This is a genomic window from Pseudomonas sp. Pdm06 (assembly GCF_014851795.1).
Classification (GTDB): Bacteria; Pseudomonadota; Gammaproteobacteria; order Pseudomonadales; family Pseudomonadaceae; genus Aquipseudomonas; species Aquipseudomonas fluorescens_AA.
This window is the reverse complement of record NZ_JACVAH010000024.1, coordinates 67,231-78,857: the sequence shown is the minus strand read 5'-3', so window position 1 is coordinate 78,857 and position 11,627 is coordinate 67,231. Positions and strand designations below refer to the sequence as shown.

Annotated in this window: 23 protein-coding genes; all 23 read left to right on the top strand. The window is 55.2% G+C overall.

The features are described from left to right. The coding region (gene tuf, locus IB266_RS29125) for an elongation factor Tu (protein WP_095148935.1) at window positions 1-893 on the top strand (893 nt) is incomplete at its 5' end. A gap of 155 nt (window positions 894-1,048) precedes the next feature. Continuing rightward, on the top strand, window positions 1,049-1,360 hold the full coding sequence (gene rpsJ, locus IB266_RS29120; protein ID WP_003186070.1) for a 30S ribosomal protein S10: 312 nt from the start codon (window positions 1,049-1,051) through the stop codon (window positions 1,358-1,360). 80 nt (window positions 1,361-1,440) lie between these two features. Further along, window positions 1,441-2,076, top strand: coding sequence for a 50S ribosomal protein L3 (gene rplC / locus IB266_RS29115; protein WP_003186059.1), 636 nt, complete (start codon window positions 1,441-1,443; stop codon window positions 2,074-2,076). Between the two features lie 12 nt (window positions 2,077-2,088). Then, the gene (rplD, locus tag IB266_RS29110; protein WP_003186057.1) at window positions 2,089-2,691 is read left to right on the top strand and encodes a 50S ribosomal protein L4; all 603 of its coding nucleotides are present in this window, start codon (window positions 2,089-2,091) and stop codon (window positions 2,689-2,691) included. Beyond that, window positions 2,688-2,987 carry a 50S ribosomal protein L23 gene (gene rplW / locus IB266_RS29105; RefSeq protein ID WP_002555488.1) on the top strand — a complete coding sequence of 100 codons (300 nt, stop codon included), beginning with the start codon at window positions 2,688-2,690 and terminating at the stop codon, window positions 2,985-2,987. The genes rplD and rplW overlap by 4 nt, the downstream gene beginning before the upstream one ends. Before the next feature lie 14 nt (window positions 2,988-3,001). Beyond that, window positions 3,002-3,826, top strand: coding sequence for a 50S ribosomal protein L2 (rplB, locus tag IB266_RS29100; RefSeq protein ID WP_003186055.1), 825 nt, complete (start codon window positions 3,002-3,004; stop codon window positions 3,824-3,826). Window positions 3,827-3,842: 16 nt separating this feature from the next. After that, window positions 3,843-4,118: a 30S ribosomal protein S19 gene (gene rpsS / locus IB266_RS29095; RefSeq protein ID WP_002555486.1), complete on the top strand. Its 276-nt coding sequence runs from the start codon at window positions 3,843-3,845 to the stop codon at window positions 4,116-4,118. 11 nt (window positions 4,119-4,129) lie between these two features. Then, window positions 4,130-4,462: a 50S ribosomal protein L22 gene (gene rplV / locus IB266_RS29090; RefSeq protein ID WP_003103908.1), complete on the top strand. Its 333-nt coding sequence runs from the start codon at window positions 4,130-4,132 to the stop codon at window positions 4,460-4,462. A 13-nt stretch (window positions 4,463-4,475) separates the two neighbouring features. Beyond that, complete coding sequence (gene rpsC, locus IB266_RS29085) at window positions 4,476-5,162, top strand: 30S ribosomal protein S3 (protein ID WP_003176422.1); 687 nt, start codon at window positions 4,476-4,478, stop codon at window positions 5,160-5,162. A 12-nt stretch (window positions 5,163-5,174) separates the two neighbouring features. Further along, the gene (gene rplP, locus IB266_RS29080; protein WP_025215754.1) at window positions 5,175-5,588 is read left to right on the top strand and encodes a 50S ribosomal protein L16; all 414 of its coding nucleotides are present in this window, start codon (window positions 5,175-5,177) and stop codon (window positions 5,586-5,588) included. Then, the gene (gene rpmC, locus IB266_RS29075) at window positions 5,588-5,779 is read left to right on the top strand and encodes a 50S ribosomal protein L29 (RefSeq protein WP_002555481.1); all 192 of its coding nucleotides are present in this window, start codon (window positions 5,588-5,590) and stop codon (window positions 5,777-5,779) included. The genes rplP and rpmC overlap by 1 nt, the downstream gene beginning before the upstream one ends. Before the next feature lie 2 nt (window positions 5,780-5,781). Then, window positions 5,782-6,048 (top strand): 30S ribosomal protein S17, encoded by a 267-nt coding sequence (gene rpsQ / locus IB266_RS29070; RefSeq protein ID WP_003194644.1) that lies wholly within the window; start codon window positions 5,782-5,784, stop codon window positions 6,046-6,048. Window positions 6,049-6,071: 23 nt separating this feature from the next. Further along, window positions 6,072-6,440, top strand: coding sequence for a 50S ribosomal protein L14 (gene rplN, locus IB266_RS29065; RefSeq protein WP_002555479.1), 369 nt, complete (start codon window positions 6,072-6,074; stop codon window positions 6,438-6,440). Between the two features lie 11 nt (window positions 6,441-6,451). Beyond that, a complete protein-coding gene (gene rplX / locus IB266_RS29060; RefSeq protein WP_003186046.1) occupies window positions 6,452-6,766 on the top strand; it encodes a 50S ribosomal protein L24 in 315 nt (104 codons plus the stop codon). A 20-nt stretch (window positions 6,767-6,786) separates the two neighbouring features. Continuing rightward, complete coding sequence (rplE, locus tag IB266_RS29055; protein WP_003186044.1) at window positions 6,787-7,326, top strand: 50S ribosomal protein L5; 540 nt, start codon at window positions 6,787-6,789, stop codon at window positions 7,324-7,326. A gap of 13 nt (window positions 7,327-7,339) precedes the next feature. After that, window positions 7,340-7,645: a 30S ribosomal protein S14 gene (rpsN, locus tag IB266_RS29050; protein ID WP_003186042.1), complete on the top strand. Its 306-nt coding sequence runs from the start codon at window positions 7,340-7,342 to the stop codon at window positions 7,643-7,645. A 210-nt stretch (window positions 7,646-7,855) separates the two neighbouring features. After that, entirely contained in the window at window positions 7,856-8,248 is a 393-nt protein-coding gene (rpsH, locus tag IB266_RS29045; RefSeq protein ID WP_017848802.1) for a 30S ribosomal protein S8, read from the top strand. A gap of 12 nt (window positions 8,249-8,260) precedes the next feature. After that, entirely contained in the window at window positions 8,261-8,794 is a 534-nt protein-coding gene (rplF, locus tag IB266_RS29040; RefSeq protein WP_003186039.1) for a 50S ribosomal protein L6, read from the top strand. A 10-nt stretch (window positions 8,795-8,804) separates the two neighbouring features. Then, window positions 8,805-9,155, top strand: a complete 351-nt coding sequence (rplR, locus tag IB266_RS29035; RefSeq protein WP_003186037.1) for a 50S ribosomal protein L18 — start codon at window positions 8,805-8,807, stop codon at window positions 9,153-9,155. Window positions 9,156-9,158: 3 nt separating this feature from the next. Then, on the top strand, window positions 9,159-9,659 hold the full coding sequence (gene rpsE / locus IB266_RS29030) for a 30S ribosomal protein S5 (RefSeq protein WP_003186035.1): 501 nt from the start codon (window positions 9,159-9,161) through the stop codon (window positions 9,657-9,659). A gap of 2 nt (window positions 9,660-9,661) precedes the next feature. Then, window positions 9,662-9,838, top strand: a complete 177-nt coding sequence (gene rpmD / locus IB266_RS29025; protein ID WP_003176408.1) for a 50S ribosomal protein L30 — start codon at window positions 9,662-9,664, stop codon at window positions 9,836-9,838. A gap of 3 nt (window positions 9,839-9,841) precedes the next feature. Continuing rightward, window positions 9,842-10,279, top strand: a complete 438-nt coding sequence (gene rplO, locus IB266_RS29020; protein ID WP_003186032.1) for a 50S ribosomal protein L15 — start codon at window positions 9,842-9,844, stop codon at window positions 10,277-10,279. Then, complete coding sequence (gene secY / locus IB266_RS29015) at window positions 10,280-11,608, top strand: preprotein translocase subunit SecY (RefSeq protein WP_003186029.1); 1,329 nt, start codon at window positions 10,280-10,282, stop codon at window positions 11,606-11,608. The last annotated feature ends 19 nt before the right edge of the window (window positions 11,609-11,627 follow it).

The following is an 11,627-nucleotide window of genomic DNA, read 5'->3' as shown; positions in this document are numbered from 1 at the left end:
GCGCGATCCTGGTTTGCTCGGCCGCTGATGGTCCGATGCCACAAACCCGTGAGCACATCCTGCTGTCCCGTCAGGTAGGCGTTCCGTACATCGTTGTCTTCCTGAACAAGGCTGACATGGTTGACGATGCTGAGCTGCTGGAACTGGTTGAGATGGAAGTGCGCGACCTGCTGAGCACTTACGACTTCCCAGGTGATGACACTCCAATCATCATCGGTTCGGCTCTGATGGCTCTGAACGGCCAAGACGACAACGAAATGGGCACCACTGCCGTCAAGAAGCTGGTGGAAACTCTGGACAGCTACATCCCAGAGCCAGAGCGTGCTATCGACAAGCCGTTCCTGATGCCAATCGAAGACGTATTCTCGATCTCCGGTCGCGGTACTGTTGTGACTGGTCGTGTTGAGCGTGGCATCGTCCGCATCCAGGAAGAAGTTGAGATCGTCGGTCTGCGCGACACTCAGAAAACTACCTGCACCGGCGTTGAAATGTTCCGCAAGCTGCTCGACGAAGGTCGTGCTGGCGAGAACTGCGGCGTACTACTGCGCGGCACCAAGCGTGACGACGTTGAGCGTGGCCAGGTTCTGGTCAAGCCAGGCACCGTCAAGCCGCACACCAAGTTCACCGCAGAAGTTTACGTTCTGAGCAAGGAAGAAGGCGGCCGTCACACTCCGTTCTTCAAAGGCTACCGTCCACAGTTCTACTTCCGTACAACTGACGTGACTGGTAACTGCGAGCTGCCAGAAGGCGTTGAAATGGTAATGCCAGGTGACAACATTCAGATGACTGTTACCCTGATCAAGACCATTGCGATGGAAGACGGTCTGCGTTTCGCTATCCGTGAAGGCGGTCGTACCGTCGGCGCTGGCGTCGTAGCCAAAGTCATCGAGTAAGTCTCTTTTAGAGTCAGCTTGATGAGTTGAAAAGCCCCCGCTTAGCGGGGGCTTTTTTATTGGGTTGACACCTATCAGGGGCGTCTATAGAATTGCGCCTCCTTTTAACGGGCGTATTGCGCCCGGTGGGAATAGCAGCCGGAGTCTGAAATCCAATGCAAAATCAGCAAATCCGTATCAGGTTGAAGGCTTTTGACCATCGCCTGATCGACCAATCCACCCAGGAAATCGTGGAAACCGCGAAACGTACTGGTGCTCAAGTGCGTGGTCCAATTCCACTGCCTACCCGTAAAGAGCGGTTCACCGTTCTGGTCTCCCCGCACGTCAACAAAGACGCGCGTGACCAGTACGAGATCCGTACTCATAAGCGCGTTCTGGACATCGTCCAGCCAACGGATAAAACCGTTGATGCTCTTATGAAGCTCGATCTTGCGGCCGGTGTGGAAGTGCAGATCAGCCTCGGCTAAGACTCGGTCTTAGTCGTGTAACGCTCTGAAATGGGCGGCCATAGCGGGTGAAAGCCCCGTACACTCATGAGGTTTACAACATGACTATTGGTGTAGTCGGTCGTAAATGCGGTATGACCCGTATTTTCACCGAAGAAGGTGTCTCCATTCCGGTCACGGTCATTGAGATCGAGCCGAATCGCGTCACCCAGTTCAAAACTGAAGAGACCGATGGCTATCGTGCAGTGCAAGTCACTGTCGGCGAGCGTCGTGCTTCGCGTGTAACAGCAGCTCAGGCTGGCCACTTCGCCAAGGCGAACGTTGCCGCTGGTCGTACCGTAATGGAATTCCGCCTTGAAGAAGGCGAGTACCAGGCCGGCGATCTGATCAACGCTGAAATCTTCGCCGCTGGCCAACTGGTTGATGTAACCGGTCAGTCCAAGGGTAAAGGCTTCCAGGGTACGATCAAGCGTTGGAACTTCCGCGGGCAAGATAACACCCACGGTAACTCCGTATCCCACCGCGTTCCAGGCTCTATCGGCCAGTGCCAGACTCCTGGTCGTGTATTCAAGGGCAAAAAAATGTCCGGTCATATGGGCGCTGAGCGCGTGACCGTGCAGTCCCTCGAAGTAGTGCGCGTGGACGCTGAACGCAATCTGTTGTTGGTCAAGGGCGCTGTTCCTGGCGCTACTGGCGGCAACTTGGTTGTACGTCCAGCAGCCAAGGCTCGCGGTTAAGGGGAAGCTGACATGCAATTAAATGTAAATGACGCTCAAGCGATCGAAGTTTCCGAACTGACATTTGGCGGCGAATTCAACGAGACGCTGGTTCACCAAGCAGTCGTGGCCTACATGGCTGGCGGCCGTCAAGGTAGCAAGCAGCAAAAGACCCGTTCCGACGTTTCCGGTGGCGGCAAGCGCCCATGGCGTCAGAAAGGTACTGGCCGTGCTCGTGCCGGTACTATCCGTAGCCCAATCTGGCGTGGCGGCGGTACCACTTTCGCAGCTCGTCCTCAGGATCACTCCCAGAAGCTGAACAAGAAGATGTATCGCGCAGCAATGCGTTCCATCCTTGCTGAGCTGGTGCGTACTGATCGTCTGGTCGTGGTTCAGGACTTCGCTGTTGAAGCACCGAAAACCAAAGATCTGCTGAACAAGCTGAACGGCATGGGCCTGACTGACGTCCTGATCGTGTCTGACGCTGTTGATCAGAACCTGTACCTGGCTGCTCGCAACCTGCCACACGTCGACGTTCGTGACGTGCAGGGTTCCGATCCGGTCAGTCTGATCGCATACGACAAGGTGTTGATCACCGTGTCGGCCGTGAAGAAATTCGAGGAGCTGCTGGGATGAACCAGGAACGCGTATTTAAAGTTCTGCTTGGCCCGCACGTTTCCGAGAAGGCTACGGTTCTGGCAGACAAGAAAGGCCAGTTCGTTTTCAAGGTTGCTACCGACGCAACCAAGCTGGAAATCAAGAAGGCCGTCGAAAGCCTGTTCAGCGTGAAAGTAGAGCGCGTGACTACCCTGAACGTTCTGGGTAAAAGCAAGCGCACTGCTCGCGGTCTGGGCAAGCGTAATGACTGGAAGAAGGCAGTTATCTCCCTTCAGCCAGGCCAAGATCTCGATTTCAGCAGCAGTGCTGAGTAAGGAAGGGGTGCATCATGGCAATCGTTAAATGCAAACCGACTTCCCCTGGCCGCCGTTTTGTGGTCAAGGTGGTCAACCAGGAGCTGCATAAAGGCGCTCCTCACGCACCGCTGCTCGAGAAAAAATCGAAGTCTGGTGGTCGTAACAACAATGGCCGTATTACCACTCGTCACATCGGTGGTGGTCATAAGCAGCATTATCGTCTGGTCGACTTCCGTCGCAACGACAAGGATGGCATCGCTGCCACCGTCGAGCGTATCGAATACGATCCAAACCGTACTGCTCACATCGCTCTGCTGCTGTACGCAGATGGCGAGCGTCGCTACATCATCGCCCCTAAAGGCGTGAGTGCTGGCGACCAGCTGATCGCAGGTGCCCTGGCACCGATCAAGCCGGGCAACGCTCTGCAACTGCGTAACATTCCAGTTGGTAGCACCGTACACGGCATCGAATTGAAGCCAGGTAAAGGCGCACAGATCGCTCGTTCCGCTGGTGCTTCGGCTCAGCTGATCGCTCGTGAAGGTGTCTACGTGACCCTGCGTCTGCGTTCTGGTGAGATGCGTAAAGTACTGGCTGAATGCCGTGCGACCCTGGGCGAAGTCTCGAACTCCGAGCACAGCCTGCGTTCGTTGGGTAAAGCTGGTGCCAAGCGCTGGCGTGGCGTTCGCCCAACCGTTCGTGGTGTTGCCATGAACCCGGTTGACCACCCACATGGTGGTGGTGAAGGTCGTACCTCTGGTGGTCGTCATCCGGTATCGCCATGGGGCTTCCCGACTAAGGGCGCGAAGACTCGTGGTAATAAGCGTACCGACAAAATGATCGTCCGTCGTCGCAAGTAAATAGAGGGATACGACAGTGCCACGTTCTCTGAAAAAAGGTCCTTTTATTGATCTTCACCTACTGAAGAAGATCGAAGTGGCGGCGGAAAAGAACGATCGCAAACCAGTTAAGACCTGGTCGCGTCGTTCGATGATCCTGCCACAAATGGTCGGTCTGACCATCGCAGTACACAACGGTCGCCAACACGTCCCAGTTCTCGTGAACGAAGACATGGTCGGCCACAAACTGGGCGAGTTCGCCGGTACCCGCACATACCGTGGGCACGTGGCTGACAAGAAAGCCAAGCGTTAAGGGGTAAGGAAATGGAAGTAGCCGCTAAGTTGTCGGGCGCTCGAATCTCCGCCCAGAAAGCCCGCTTGGTCGCCGACCAGATCCGCGGGAAGAAGGTGGGCGAAGCGCTCAACCTGTTGGCTTTCAGCAGTAAGAAAGCCGCCGAGATCATGAAGAAAGTGCTGGAGTCGGCCGTAGCCAACGCCGAGCATAACGAAGGCGCAGACGTTGATGACCTGAAGGTCAGCACCGTTTTCGTCAACGAAGGGCGTTCGCTGAAGCGCATCATGCCACGTGCCAAAGGCCGTGCTGATCGCATCGTCAAGCGGTCTTGCCATATCACTGTCAAGGTTGCTGACAAGTAACGGAGTCGAAGAGATGGGTCAGAAAGTACATCCCATTGGCATTCGCCTGGGAATCGTCAAGGAGCACACCTCCGTCTGGTACGCAGACGGTCGGACTTATGCGGACTACTTGTTCGCTGATCTGAAGGTGCGTGAGTATCTCCAAGACAAACTAAAAAGCGCGTCCGTAAGCCGTATCGATATCCATCGTCCGGCGCAGACTGCACGTATCACCATCCACACCGCTCGTCCAGGTATCGTTATCGGGAAGAAAGGTGAAGATGTTGAGAAACTGCGTCAGGACCTGACCAAGCAAATGGGTGTGCCTGTGCACATCAATATCGAAGAGATCCGCAAGCCGGAGCTCGACGGTATGCTGGTTGCGCAGAGCGTAGCTCAGCAGCTGGAGCGTCGCGTAATGTTCCGTCGCGCTATGAAGCGCGCTGTACAGAACGCCATGCGCATTGGTGCCAAAGGCATCAAAATCCAAGTGAGCGGTCGTCTCGGCGGTGCTGAAATCGCACGTACTGAATGGTATCGCGAAGGTCGTGTGCCACTGCACACCCTGCGTGCCGACATCGACTATGCCAACTACGAAGCTCACACCACCTACGGTGTGATCGGTGTAAAGGTTTGGATCTTCAAAGGCGAAGTAATTGGTGGTCGCCAAGAAGAACTGAAGCCACAAGCACCAGCGCCTCGTAAAAAAGCTGCTAAGTAAGGGGTACGCCAAATGTTGCAACCAAAGCGTACGAAGTTCCGCAAGCAAATGACCGGTCACAACCGTGGCCTGGCATTGCGCGGTAGCAAAGTCAGCTTCGGCGAGTTCGCGCTGAAGTCTGTTGCTCGTGGTCGTCTCACCGCTCGTCAGATCGAGTCAGCGCGTCGTGCTCTGACCCGTCACGTAAAACGTGGCGGCAAGATCTGGATCCGTGTATTCCCGGACAAGCCTATTTCCAAGAAGCCACTCGAAGTTCGGATGGGTAAAGGTAAGGGTAACGTCGAATACTGGGTTGCCCAGATTCAGCCAGGCAAAGTCCTGTATGAAATCGAGGGTGTAACTGAAGAGCTGGCGCGTGAGGCTTTTGCCCTGGCTGCTGCAAAGCTGCCGCTCGCCACCGCCTTTGTTAAACGGACGGTGATGTGATGAAAGCGAATGAACTTCGTGAAAAATCAGCACAGCAGCTGAACGAGCAACTGCTCGGCCTGCTGCGCGACCAGTTCAATCTGCGTATGCAGAAAGCAACTGGCCAGTTGGGGCAGTCTCATCTGCTCTCGCAAGTTAAGCGTGATATCGCTCGCGTGAAAACTGTGCTCAACCAGCAGGCAGGTAAGTAATCATGGCTGAAGCCGAAAAAACTGTCCGTACGCTGACTGGCCGTGTTGTCAGCGACAAGATGGACAAAACCATCACCGTTCTGATCGAGCGTCGCGTTAAGCACCCGATCTACGGTAAATACGTTAAGCGTTCGACTAAGCTGCACGCGCACGACGAAACCAATCAGTGCCACATCGGCGACAAAGTCACTATTCGTGAAACTCGTCCGATGGCCAAGACCAAGTCTTGGGCGCTGGTTGATGTTCTCGAACGCGCTGTGGAAGTCTAAGGGCTAGGGGTCGGAGAAATTATATGATTCAGACTCAATCCATGCTCGATGTGGCCGATAACAGCGGCGCTCGCCGTGTTATGTGCATCAAGGTGCTGGGTGGCTCCCATCGTCGTTACGCTGGTATCGGTGACATCATCAAAGTTACCGTCAAGGAAGCAATTCCTCGCGGTAAGGTGAAAAAAGGCCAAGTGATGACTGCTGTTGTAGTCCGCACTCGCCATGGCGTTCGTCGTGCTGACGGCTCCATCATCCGCTTTGATGGCAACGCTGCTGTTCTGTTGAACAACAAGCAAGAGCCGATCGGCACCCGTATCTTTGGGCCAGTGACCCGTGAACTTCGTACTGAGAAGTTCATGAAGATCGTCTCGCTCGCCCCAGAAGTGCTGTAAGGAGATCCGACATGCAAAAGATTCGTCGTGACGACGAGATCATCGTGATCGCCGGCAAAGACAAAGGTAAGCGCGGTAAGGTGCTGAAGGTTCTTGCTGACAACCGTCTGGTTGTTGGTGGTCTGAACCTGGTCAAGCGTCATACCAAGCCTAACCCGATGTCGGGCGTACAGGGCGGTATCGTCGAGAAAGAAGCGCCACTGCACGCTTCCAACGTCGCCATCTTCAACGGCGAAACCAACAAGGCTGACCGCGTTGGTTTCAAAGTAGAAGACGGTAAGAAAATTCGTGTCTTCAAGTCGACCCAAAAAGCGGTTGATGCTTGAACACTGCTAGGTAGAAGACCATGGCACGACTAAAAGAGATTTACCGGAAGGAAATCGCACCGAAACTTAAGGAAGAACTTAAGCTTTCGAACGTGATGGAAGTTCCGCGCGTTACCAAAATCACCCTGAACATGGGTCTGGGCGAAGCGATCGGCGACAAAAAAGTCATCGAGCACGCTGTTGCTGACCTGGAAAAGATCACCGGTCAGAAAGTCGTCGTGACTTACGCTCGGAAATCCATCGCTGGCTTTAAAGTCCGTGAAGGTTGGCCGATCGGCGTCAAAGTGACCCTGCGCCGTGAGCGTATGTACGAGTTCCTGGATCGTCTGCTGTCGATCTCCCTGCCTCGGGTTCGCGACTTCCGCGGCCTGAATGCCAAGTCCTTCGATGGTCGTGGCAACTACAGCATGGGCGTTAAAGAGCAGATCATTTTCCCGGAAATCGATTACGACAAGATCGACGCTCTCCGCGGTCTGGACATTACCCTGACCACCACTGCTCGGACGGATGACGAAGGTCGCGCACTGCTGCGCGCTTTCAAATTCCCGTTCCGCAACTGATTGGAGTAGGAAAATGGCCAAGAAGAGCATGAAGAACCGTGAGCTGAAGCGTCAGCTCACCGTTGCCAAGTACGCCACCAAGCGTGCAGCGCTGAAAGCTATCATCGTTGATCTGAACGCAAGTCCAGAAGCACGTTGGGAAGCTACCGTAGCCCTGCAGAAGCAGCCACGTGACGCAAGCGCCTCGCGCATGCGTAACCGCTGCCGCCTGACTGGTCGTCCGCACGGCGTGTACCGCAAGTTCGGCCTTGGCCGTAACATGCTGCGTCAAGCTGCAATGCGTGGTGACGTTCCAGGTCTGGTTAAAGCCAGCTGGTAAGCAATGTCAAAGTCGCGGCGTTCGGGATCGCAAGATCCTGACCGTCGGTGACCTTGAACTTGAATCAAGCCCCTATTGGGGCTTGATTCATTTGTGGGGTGTGTCTAGAATACCCGGCTCGCCTGAGCCCGTGTTTTTATTGCGCGGATGTGCTCGGCGACACGTACTAGCCGAAAGGCTAATTTTTTGTGTATTAGGAGCGTCTAGCCCATGAGTATGCAGGACCCGTTAGCGGACATGCTAACTCGTATCCGTAATGCCCAGATGGCTGAAAAGTCCGTCGTAAGCATGCCATCTTCTACGTTGAAGGTAGCTGTTGCCAAAGTCCTGAAGGACGAAGGTTACATTGCGGGTTATCAGATCAGCAGCGAAATCAAGCCTCTGCTGTCCATCGAGCTGAAGTACTTCGAAGGCCGTCCGGTCATCGAGGAAGTGAAGCGCGTTAGCCGTCCTGGCCTGCGTCAGTACAAGTCCGTCGAGGATCTGCCAAAAGTTCGTGGCGGCCTGGGCGTGTCTATCGTCTCCACCAACAAAGGTGTGATGACGGATCGTGCTGCGCGCGCTGCCGGTGTCGGCGGCGAAGTTCTTTGCACTGTGTTCTAAGGGGGGATAAGCATGTCACGCGTCGCTAAGAACCCCGTTAAGCTGCCAGCCGGTGTCGAAGTCAAATTCGCAGGCCAACAGCTTTCGGTGAAGGGTGCCAAGGGCACTCTGCAACTGAACATCCATTCGTCCGTTGAGATCGTTGAAGAAGCTGGTGAGCTGCGTTTCGCTGCTCGCAATGGCGATCAACAGACTCGCGCAATGGCTGGTACCACTCGTGCGTTGGTAAACAACATGGTCCAAGGCGTAAGCCAAGGCTTCGAGCGCAAGCTCCAGCTGGTCGGTGTTGGTTACAAAGCGCAAGCAAAAGGCACAGTGCTGAACCTGGCTCTTGGCTTCTCGCACCCAGTGGATTATGAACTGCCGGAAGGCATCACCGCTGAGACTCCTAGCCAGACCGATATCCTGATCAAGGGCATCGATAAGCAGCTGGTAGGTCAAGTGGCCGCCGAGATCCGCGACTTCCGTCCACCAGAGCCGTACAAAGGCAAAGGTGTGCGCTACGCGGACGAAGTCGTCCGTCGTAAAGAAGCCAAGAAGAAGTAGGGCATAGCAAATGACCGACAAAAAAGTTACTCGACTGCGTCGCGCTCGCAAAGCACGCCTGAAAATGCACGAACTCGAAGTCGTGCGTCTCTGCGTGTTCCGCTCGTCGCAGCACATCTACGCCCAGGTCATTTCGGCCGACGGCAACAAAGTCCTGGCAAGTGCCTCGACTTTGGATAAAGAACTGCGTGATGGCGCCACTGGCAACATCGACGCGGCCACTAAGGTTGGCCAGCTGGTCGCTACGCGTGCTAAAGCCGCTGGCGTCTCGCAGGTGGCTTTCGACCGCTCTGGCTTCAAGTACCACGGCCGCGTCAAGGCGCTGGCTGATGCTGCTCGTGAAGCTGGGCTGGAGTTCTAAGTTATGTCAAATAACGACCAAAAGCGCGACGAAGGCTACATTGAGAAGCTGGTTCAAGTTAACCGCGTAGCCAAAACCGTTAAAGGCGGCCGTATCTTCACTTTCACTGCGTTGACCGTAGTGGGTGATGGTAAAGGCCGTGTTGGCTTCGGCCGTGGCAAGTCGCGTGAAGTGCCTGCTGCGATCCAGAAGGCAATGGAAGCTGCTCGCCGCAACATGATCCAGGTTGATCTGAACGGCACCACTCTGCAGTACGCAATGAAGTCCGCCCATGGCGCTTCGAAGGTGTACATGCAGCCTGCTTCTGAAGGTACCGGTATCATCGCTGGCGGCGCTATGCGTGCTGTCCTCGAAGTTGCTGGCGTTCAGAACGTTCTGGCCAAATGCTACGGCTCGACTAACCCGGTAAACGTGGTTCACGCCACTTTCAAGGGTTTGAAAGCAATGCAGTCTCCTGAATCCATTGCCGCCAAGCGTGGCAAAAGCGTCAAGGAGATCTTCTGATCATGGCTACCGTAAAAGTAACGCTGATCAAAAGCATGACCGGCCGCATCCCTAACCACAAACTGTGCGTTAAGGGTCTGGGTCTGCGTCGCATCGGTCACACTGTAGAAGTCCAGGATACTCCCGAGAATCGCGGGATGATCAACAAGGCTTACTACATGCTGCGTGTCGAGGGTTAATCGATGAAACTCAATGATCTGAGTCCAGCGCCGGGTTCCCGTCGCGAAAAGCATCGTCCGGGCCGTGGTATCGGTAGTGGTTTGGGCAAGACCGGTGGCCGTGGCCACAAAGGTCAGACCTCCCGCTCCGGTGGCACCATTGCTCCAGGCTTTGAAGGCGGTCAACAGCCGCTGCATCGTCGCCTGCCGAAGTTCGGTTTCGTTTCCCTGAAAGCCATGGACCGCGCAGAAGTGCGTCTGTCCGAGCTGGCCAAAGTGGACGGCGACATCGTCACCGTGCAGTCCCTGAAGGATGCCAACGTGATCAACCAGAACGTACAGCGTGTGAAAATCATGCTGTCGGGCGAAGTTGCTCGTGCTGTCACCATCGGAAAGGGAATCGGCGCCACCAAAGGTGCGCGTGCGGCTATCGAAGCAGCTGGCGGCAAGTTCGAGGAATAAATGGCTAAGCAAGGTGCTCTCTCTGCGCTCGGCAAAGGCGGTATGTCTGAACTCTGGGCTCGTCTGCGTTTTCTGTTCCTGGCGATTATCGTCTACCGAATAGGCGCACACATCCCGGTTCCAGGTATCAACCCGGACCGACTCGCGGACCTGTTTCGACAGAATGAGGGGACCATTCTTAGCTTGTTCAACATGTTTTCCGGCGGCGCGCTGGAGCGGATGAGCATCTTTGCACTGGGGATCATGCCGTACATTTCGGCATCGATCATCATGCAACTGATGAGCGCCGTCAGCCCGCAGCTGGAGCAGTTGAAGAAGGAAGGTGAAGCTGGCCGTCGCAAGATCAGCCAGTACACCCGCTACGGCACTGTCGTCCTCGCTCTCGTTCAGGCCATTGGCATGTCCATTGGCCTGGCGGGGCAGGGCGTTTCGTTCACTGCTGACTTCAGCTTTCATTTCGTTGCGGTAACCACGTTTGTGGCGGGCGCGATGTTCATGATGTGGCTGGGTGAGCAGATTACTGAGCGTGGTGTTGGCAACGGTATCTCGATGTTGATCTTCGCAGGTATCGTCGCCGGTCTTCCGAGAGCGATCGGGCAGTCTTTCGAGTCTGCGCGTCAGGGTGATATCAACATTTTCGCCCTGGTTGCCATCGGTCTGCTGGCAGTAGCGATTATCGGTTTCGTGGTGTTCATCGAGCGTGGTCAGCGGCGTATTGCTGTTCACTACGCCAAGCGTCAGCAGGGCCGCAAGGTGTTTGCTGCGCAGACCAGCCACTTGCCGTTGAAGGTGAACATGGCCGGCGTAATTCCGGCTATTTTCGCGAGCAGCATCCTGCTGTTCCCGGCTTCGTTGGGTGCCTGGTTCGGCCAGTCTGAAGGTATGGGCTGGTTGCAGGACATCTCGCAGTCGATCGCTCCTGGTCAGCCGTTGAATATTCTGCTGTTTAGTGCAGGGATTATTTTCTTCTGCTTCTTCTATACGGCGTTGATGTTCAATCCGAAAGACGTAGCGGAAAACCTGAAGAAGTCCGGTGCCTTTATTCCGGGCATCCGTCCAGGTGAGCAGTCTGCGCGCTACATTGATGGCGTTCTGACTCGCTTGACCATGTTCGGTGCTCTTTACATGACGGCCGTCTGTCTGTTGCCCCAGTTCCTGGTGGTTGCGGCAAACGTACCGTTCTACCTTGGCGGGACCTCGTTGCTGATCGTGGTCGTGGTTGTGATGGACTTCATGTCCCAAGTACAATCGCACCTCGTTTCGCACCAGTACGAATCCCTGATGAAGAAAGCCAACCTGAAGGGCTACGGCAGCGGCATGTTGCGCTGAGTAGCGTCCATAAGGTTCG

Excerpts from the sequence above, each read along its gene's own strand:
- rpsJ (WP_003186070.1), top strand. The coding sequence starts at position 1,049 with ATGCAAAATCAGCAAATCCGTATCAGGTTGAAGGCTTTTGACCATCGC.
- rplC (WP_003186059.1), top strand. The coding sequence starts at position 1,441 with ATGACTATTGGTGTAGTCGGTCGTAAATGCGGTATGACCCGTATTTTC.
- rplD (WP_003186057.1), top strand. The coding sequence starts at position 2,089 with ATGCAATTAAATGTAAATGACGCTCAAGCGATCGAAGTTTCCGAACTG.
- rplW (WP_002555488.1), top strand. The coding sequence starts at position 2,688 with ATGAACCAGGAACGCGTATTTAAAGTTCTGCTTGGCCCGCACGTTTCC.
- rplB (WP_003186055.1), top strand. The coding sequence starts at position 3,002 with ATGGCAATCGTTAAATGCAAACCGACTTCCCCTGGCCGCCGTTTTGTG.
- rplV (WP_003103908.1), top strand. The coding sequence starts at position 4,130 with ATGGAAGTAGCCGCTAAGTTGTCGGGCGCTCGAATCTCCGCCCAGAAA.
- rpsC (WP_003176422.1), top strand. The coding sequence starts at position 4,476 with ATGGGTCAGAAAGTACATCCCATTGGCATTCGCCTGGGAATCGTCAAG.
- rplP (WP_025215754.1), top strand. The coding sequence starts at position 5,175 with ATGTTGCAACCAAAGCGTACGAAGTTCCGCAAGCAAATGACCGGTCAC.
- rpmC (WP_002555481.1), top strand. The coding sequence starts at position 5,588 with ATGAAAGCGAATGAACTTCGTGAAAAATCAGCACAGCAGCTGAACGAG.
- rpsQ (WP_003194644.1), top strand. The coding sequence starts at position 5,782 with ATGGCTGAAGCCGAAAAAACTGTCCGTACGCTGACTGGCCGTGTTGTC.
- rplN (WP_002555479.1), top strand. The coding sequence starts at position 6,072 with ATGATTCAGACTCAATCCATGCTCGATGTGGCCGATAACAGCGGCGCT.
- rplX (WP_003186046.1), top strand. The coding sequence starts at position 6,452 with ATGCAAAAGATTCGTCGTGACGACGAGATCATCGTGATCGCCGGCAAA.
- rplE (WP_003186044.1), top strand. The coding sequence starts at position 6,787 with ATGGCACGACTAAAAGAGATTTACCGGAAGGAAATCGCACCGAAACTT.
- rpsN (WP_003186042.1), top strand. The coding sequence starts at position 7,340 with ATGGCCAAGAAGAGCATGAAGAACCGTGAGCTGAAGCGTCAGCTCACC.
- rpsH (WP_017848802.1), top strand. The coding sequence starts at position 7,856 with ATGAGTATGCAGGACCCGTTAGCGGACATGCTAACTCGTATCCGTAAT.
- rplF (WP_003186039.1), top strand. The coding sequence starts at position 8,261 with ATGTCACGCGTCGCTAAGAACCCCGTTAAGCTGCCAGCCGGTGTCGAA.
- rplR (WP_003186037.1), top strand. The coding sequence starts at position 8,805 with ATGACCGACAAAAAAGTTACTCGACTGCGTCGCGCTCGCAAAGCACGC.
- rpsE (WP_003186035.1), top strand. The coding sequence starts at position 9,159 with ATGTCAAATAACGACCAAAAGCGCGACGAAGGCTACATTGAGAAGCTG.
- rpmD (WP_003176408.1), top strand. The coding sequence starts at position 9,662 with ATGGCTACCGTAAAAGTAACGCTGATCAAAAGCATGACCGGCCGCATC.
- rplO (WP_003186032.1), top strand. The coding sequence starts at position 9,842 with ATGAAACTCAATGATCTGAGTCCAGCGCCGGGTTCCCGTCGCGAAAAG.
- secY (WP_003186029.1), top strand. The coding sequence starts at position 10,280 with ATGGCTAAGCAAGGTGCTCTCTCTGCGCTCGGCAAAGGCGGTATGTCT.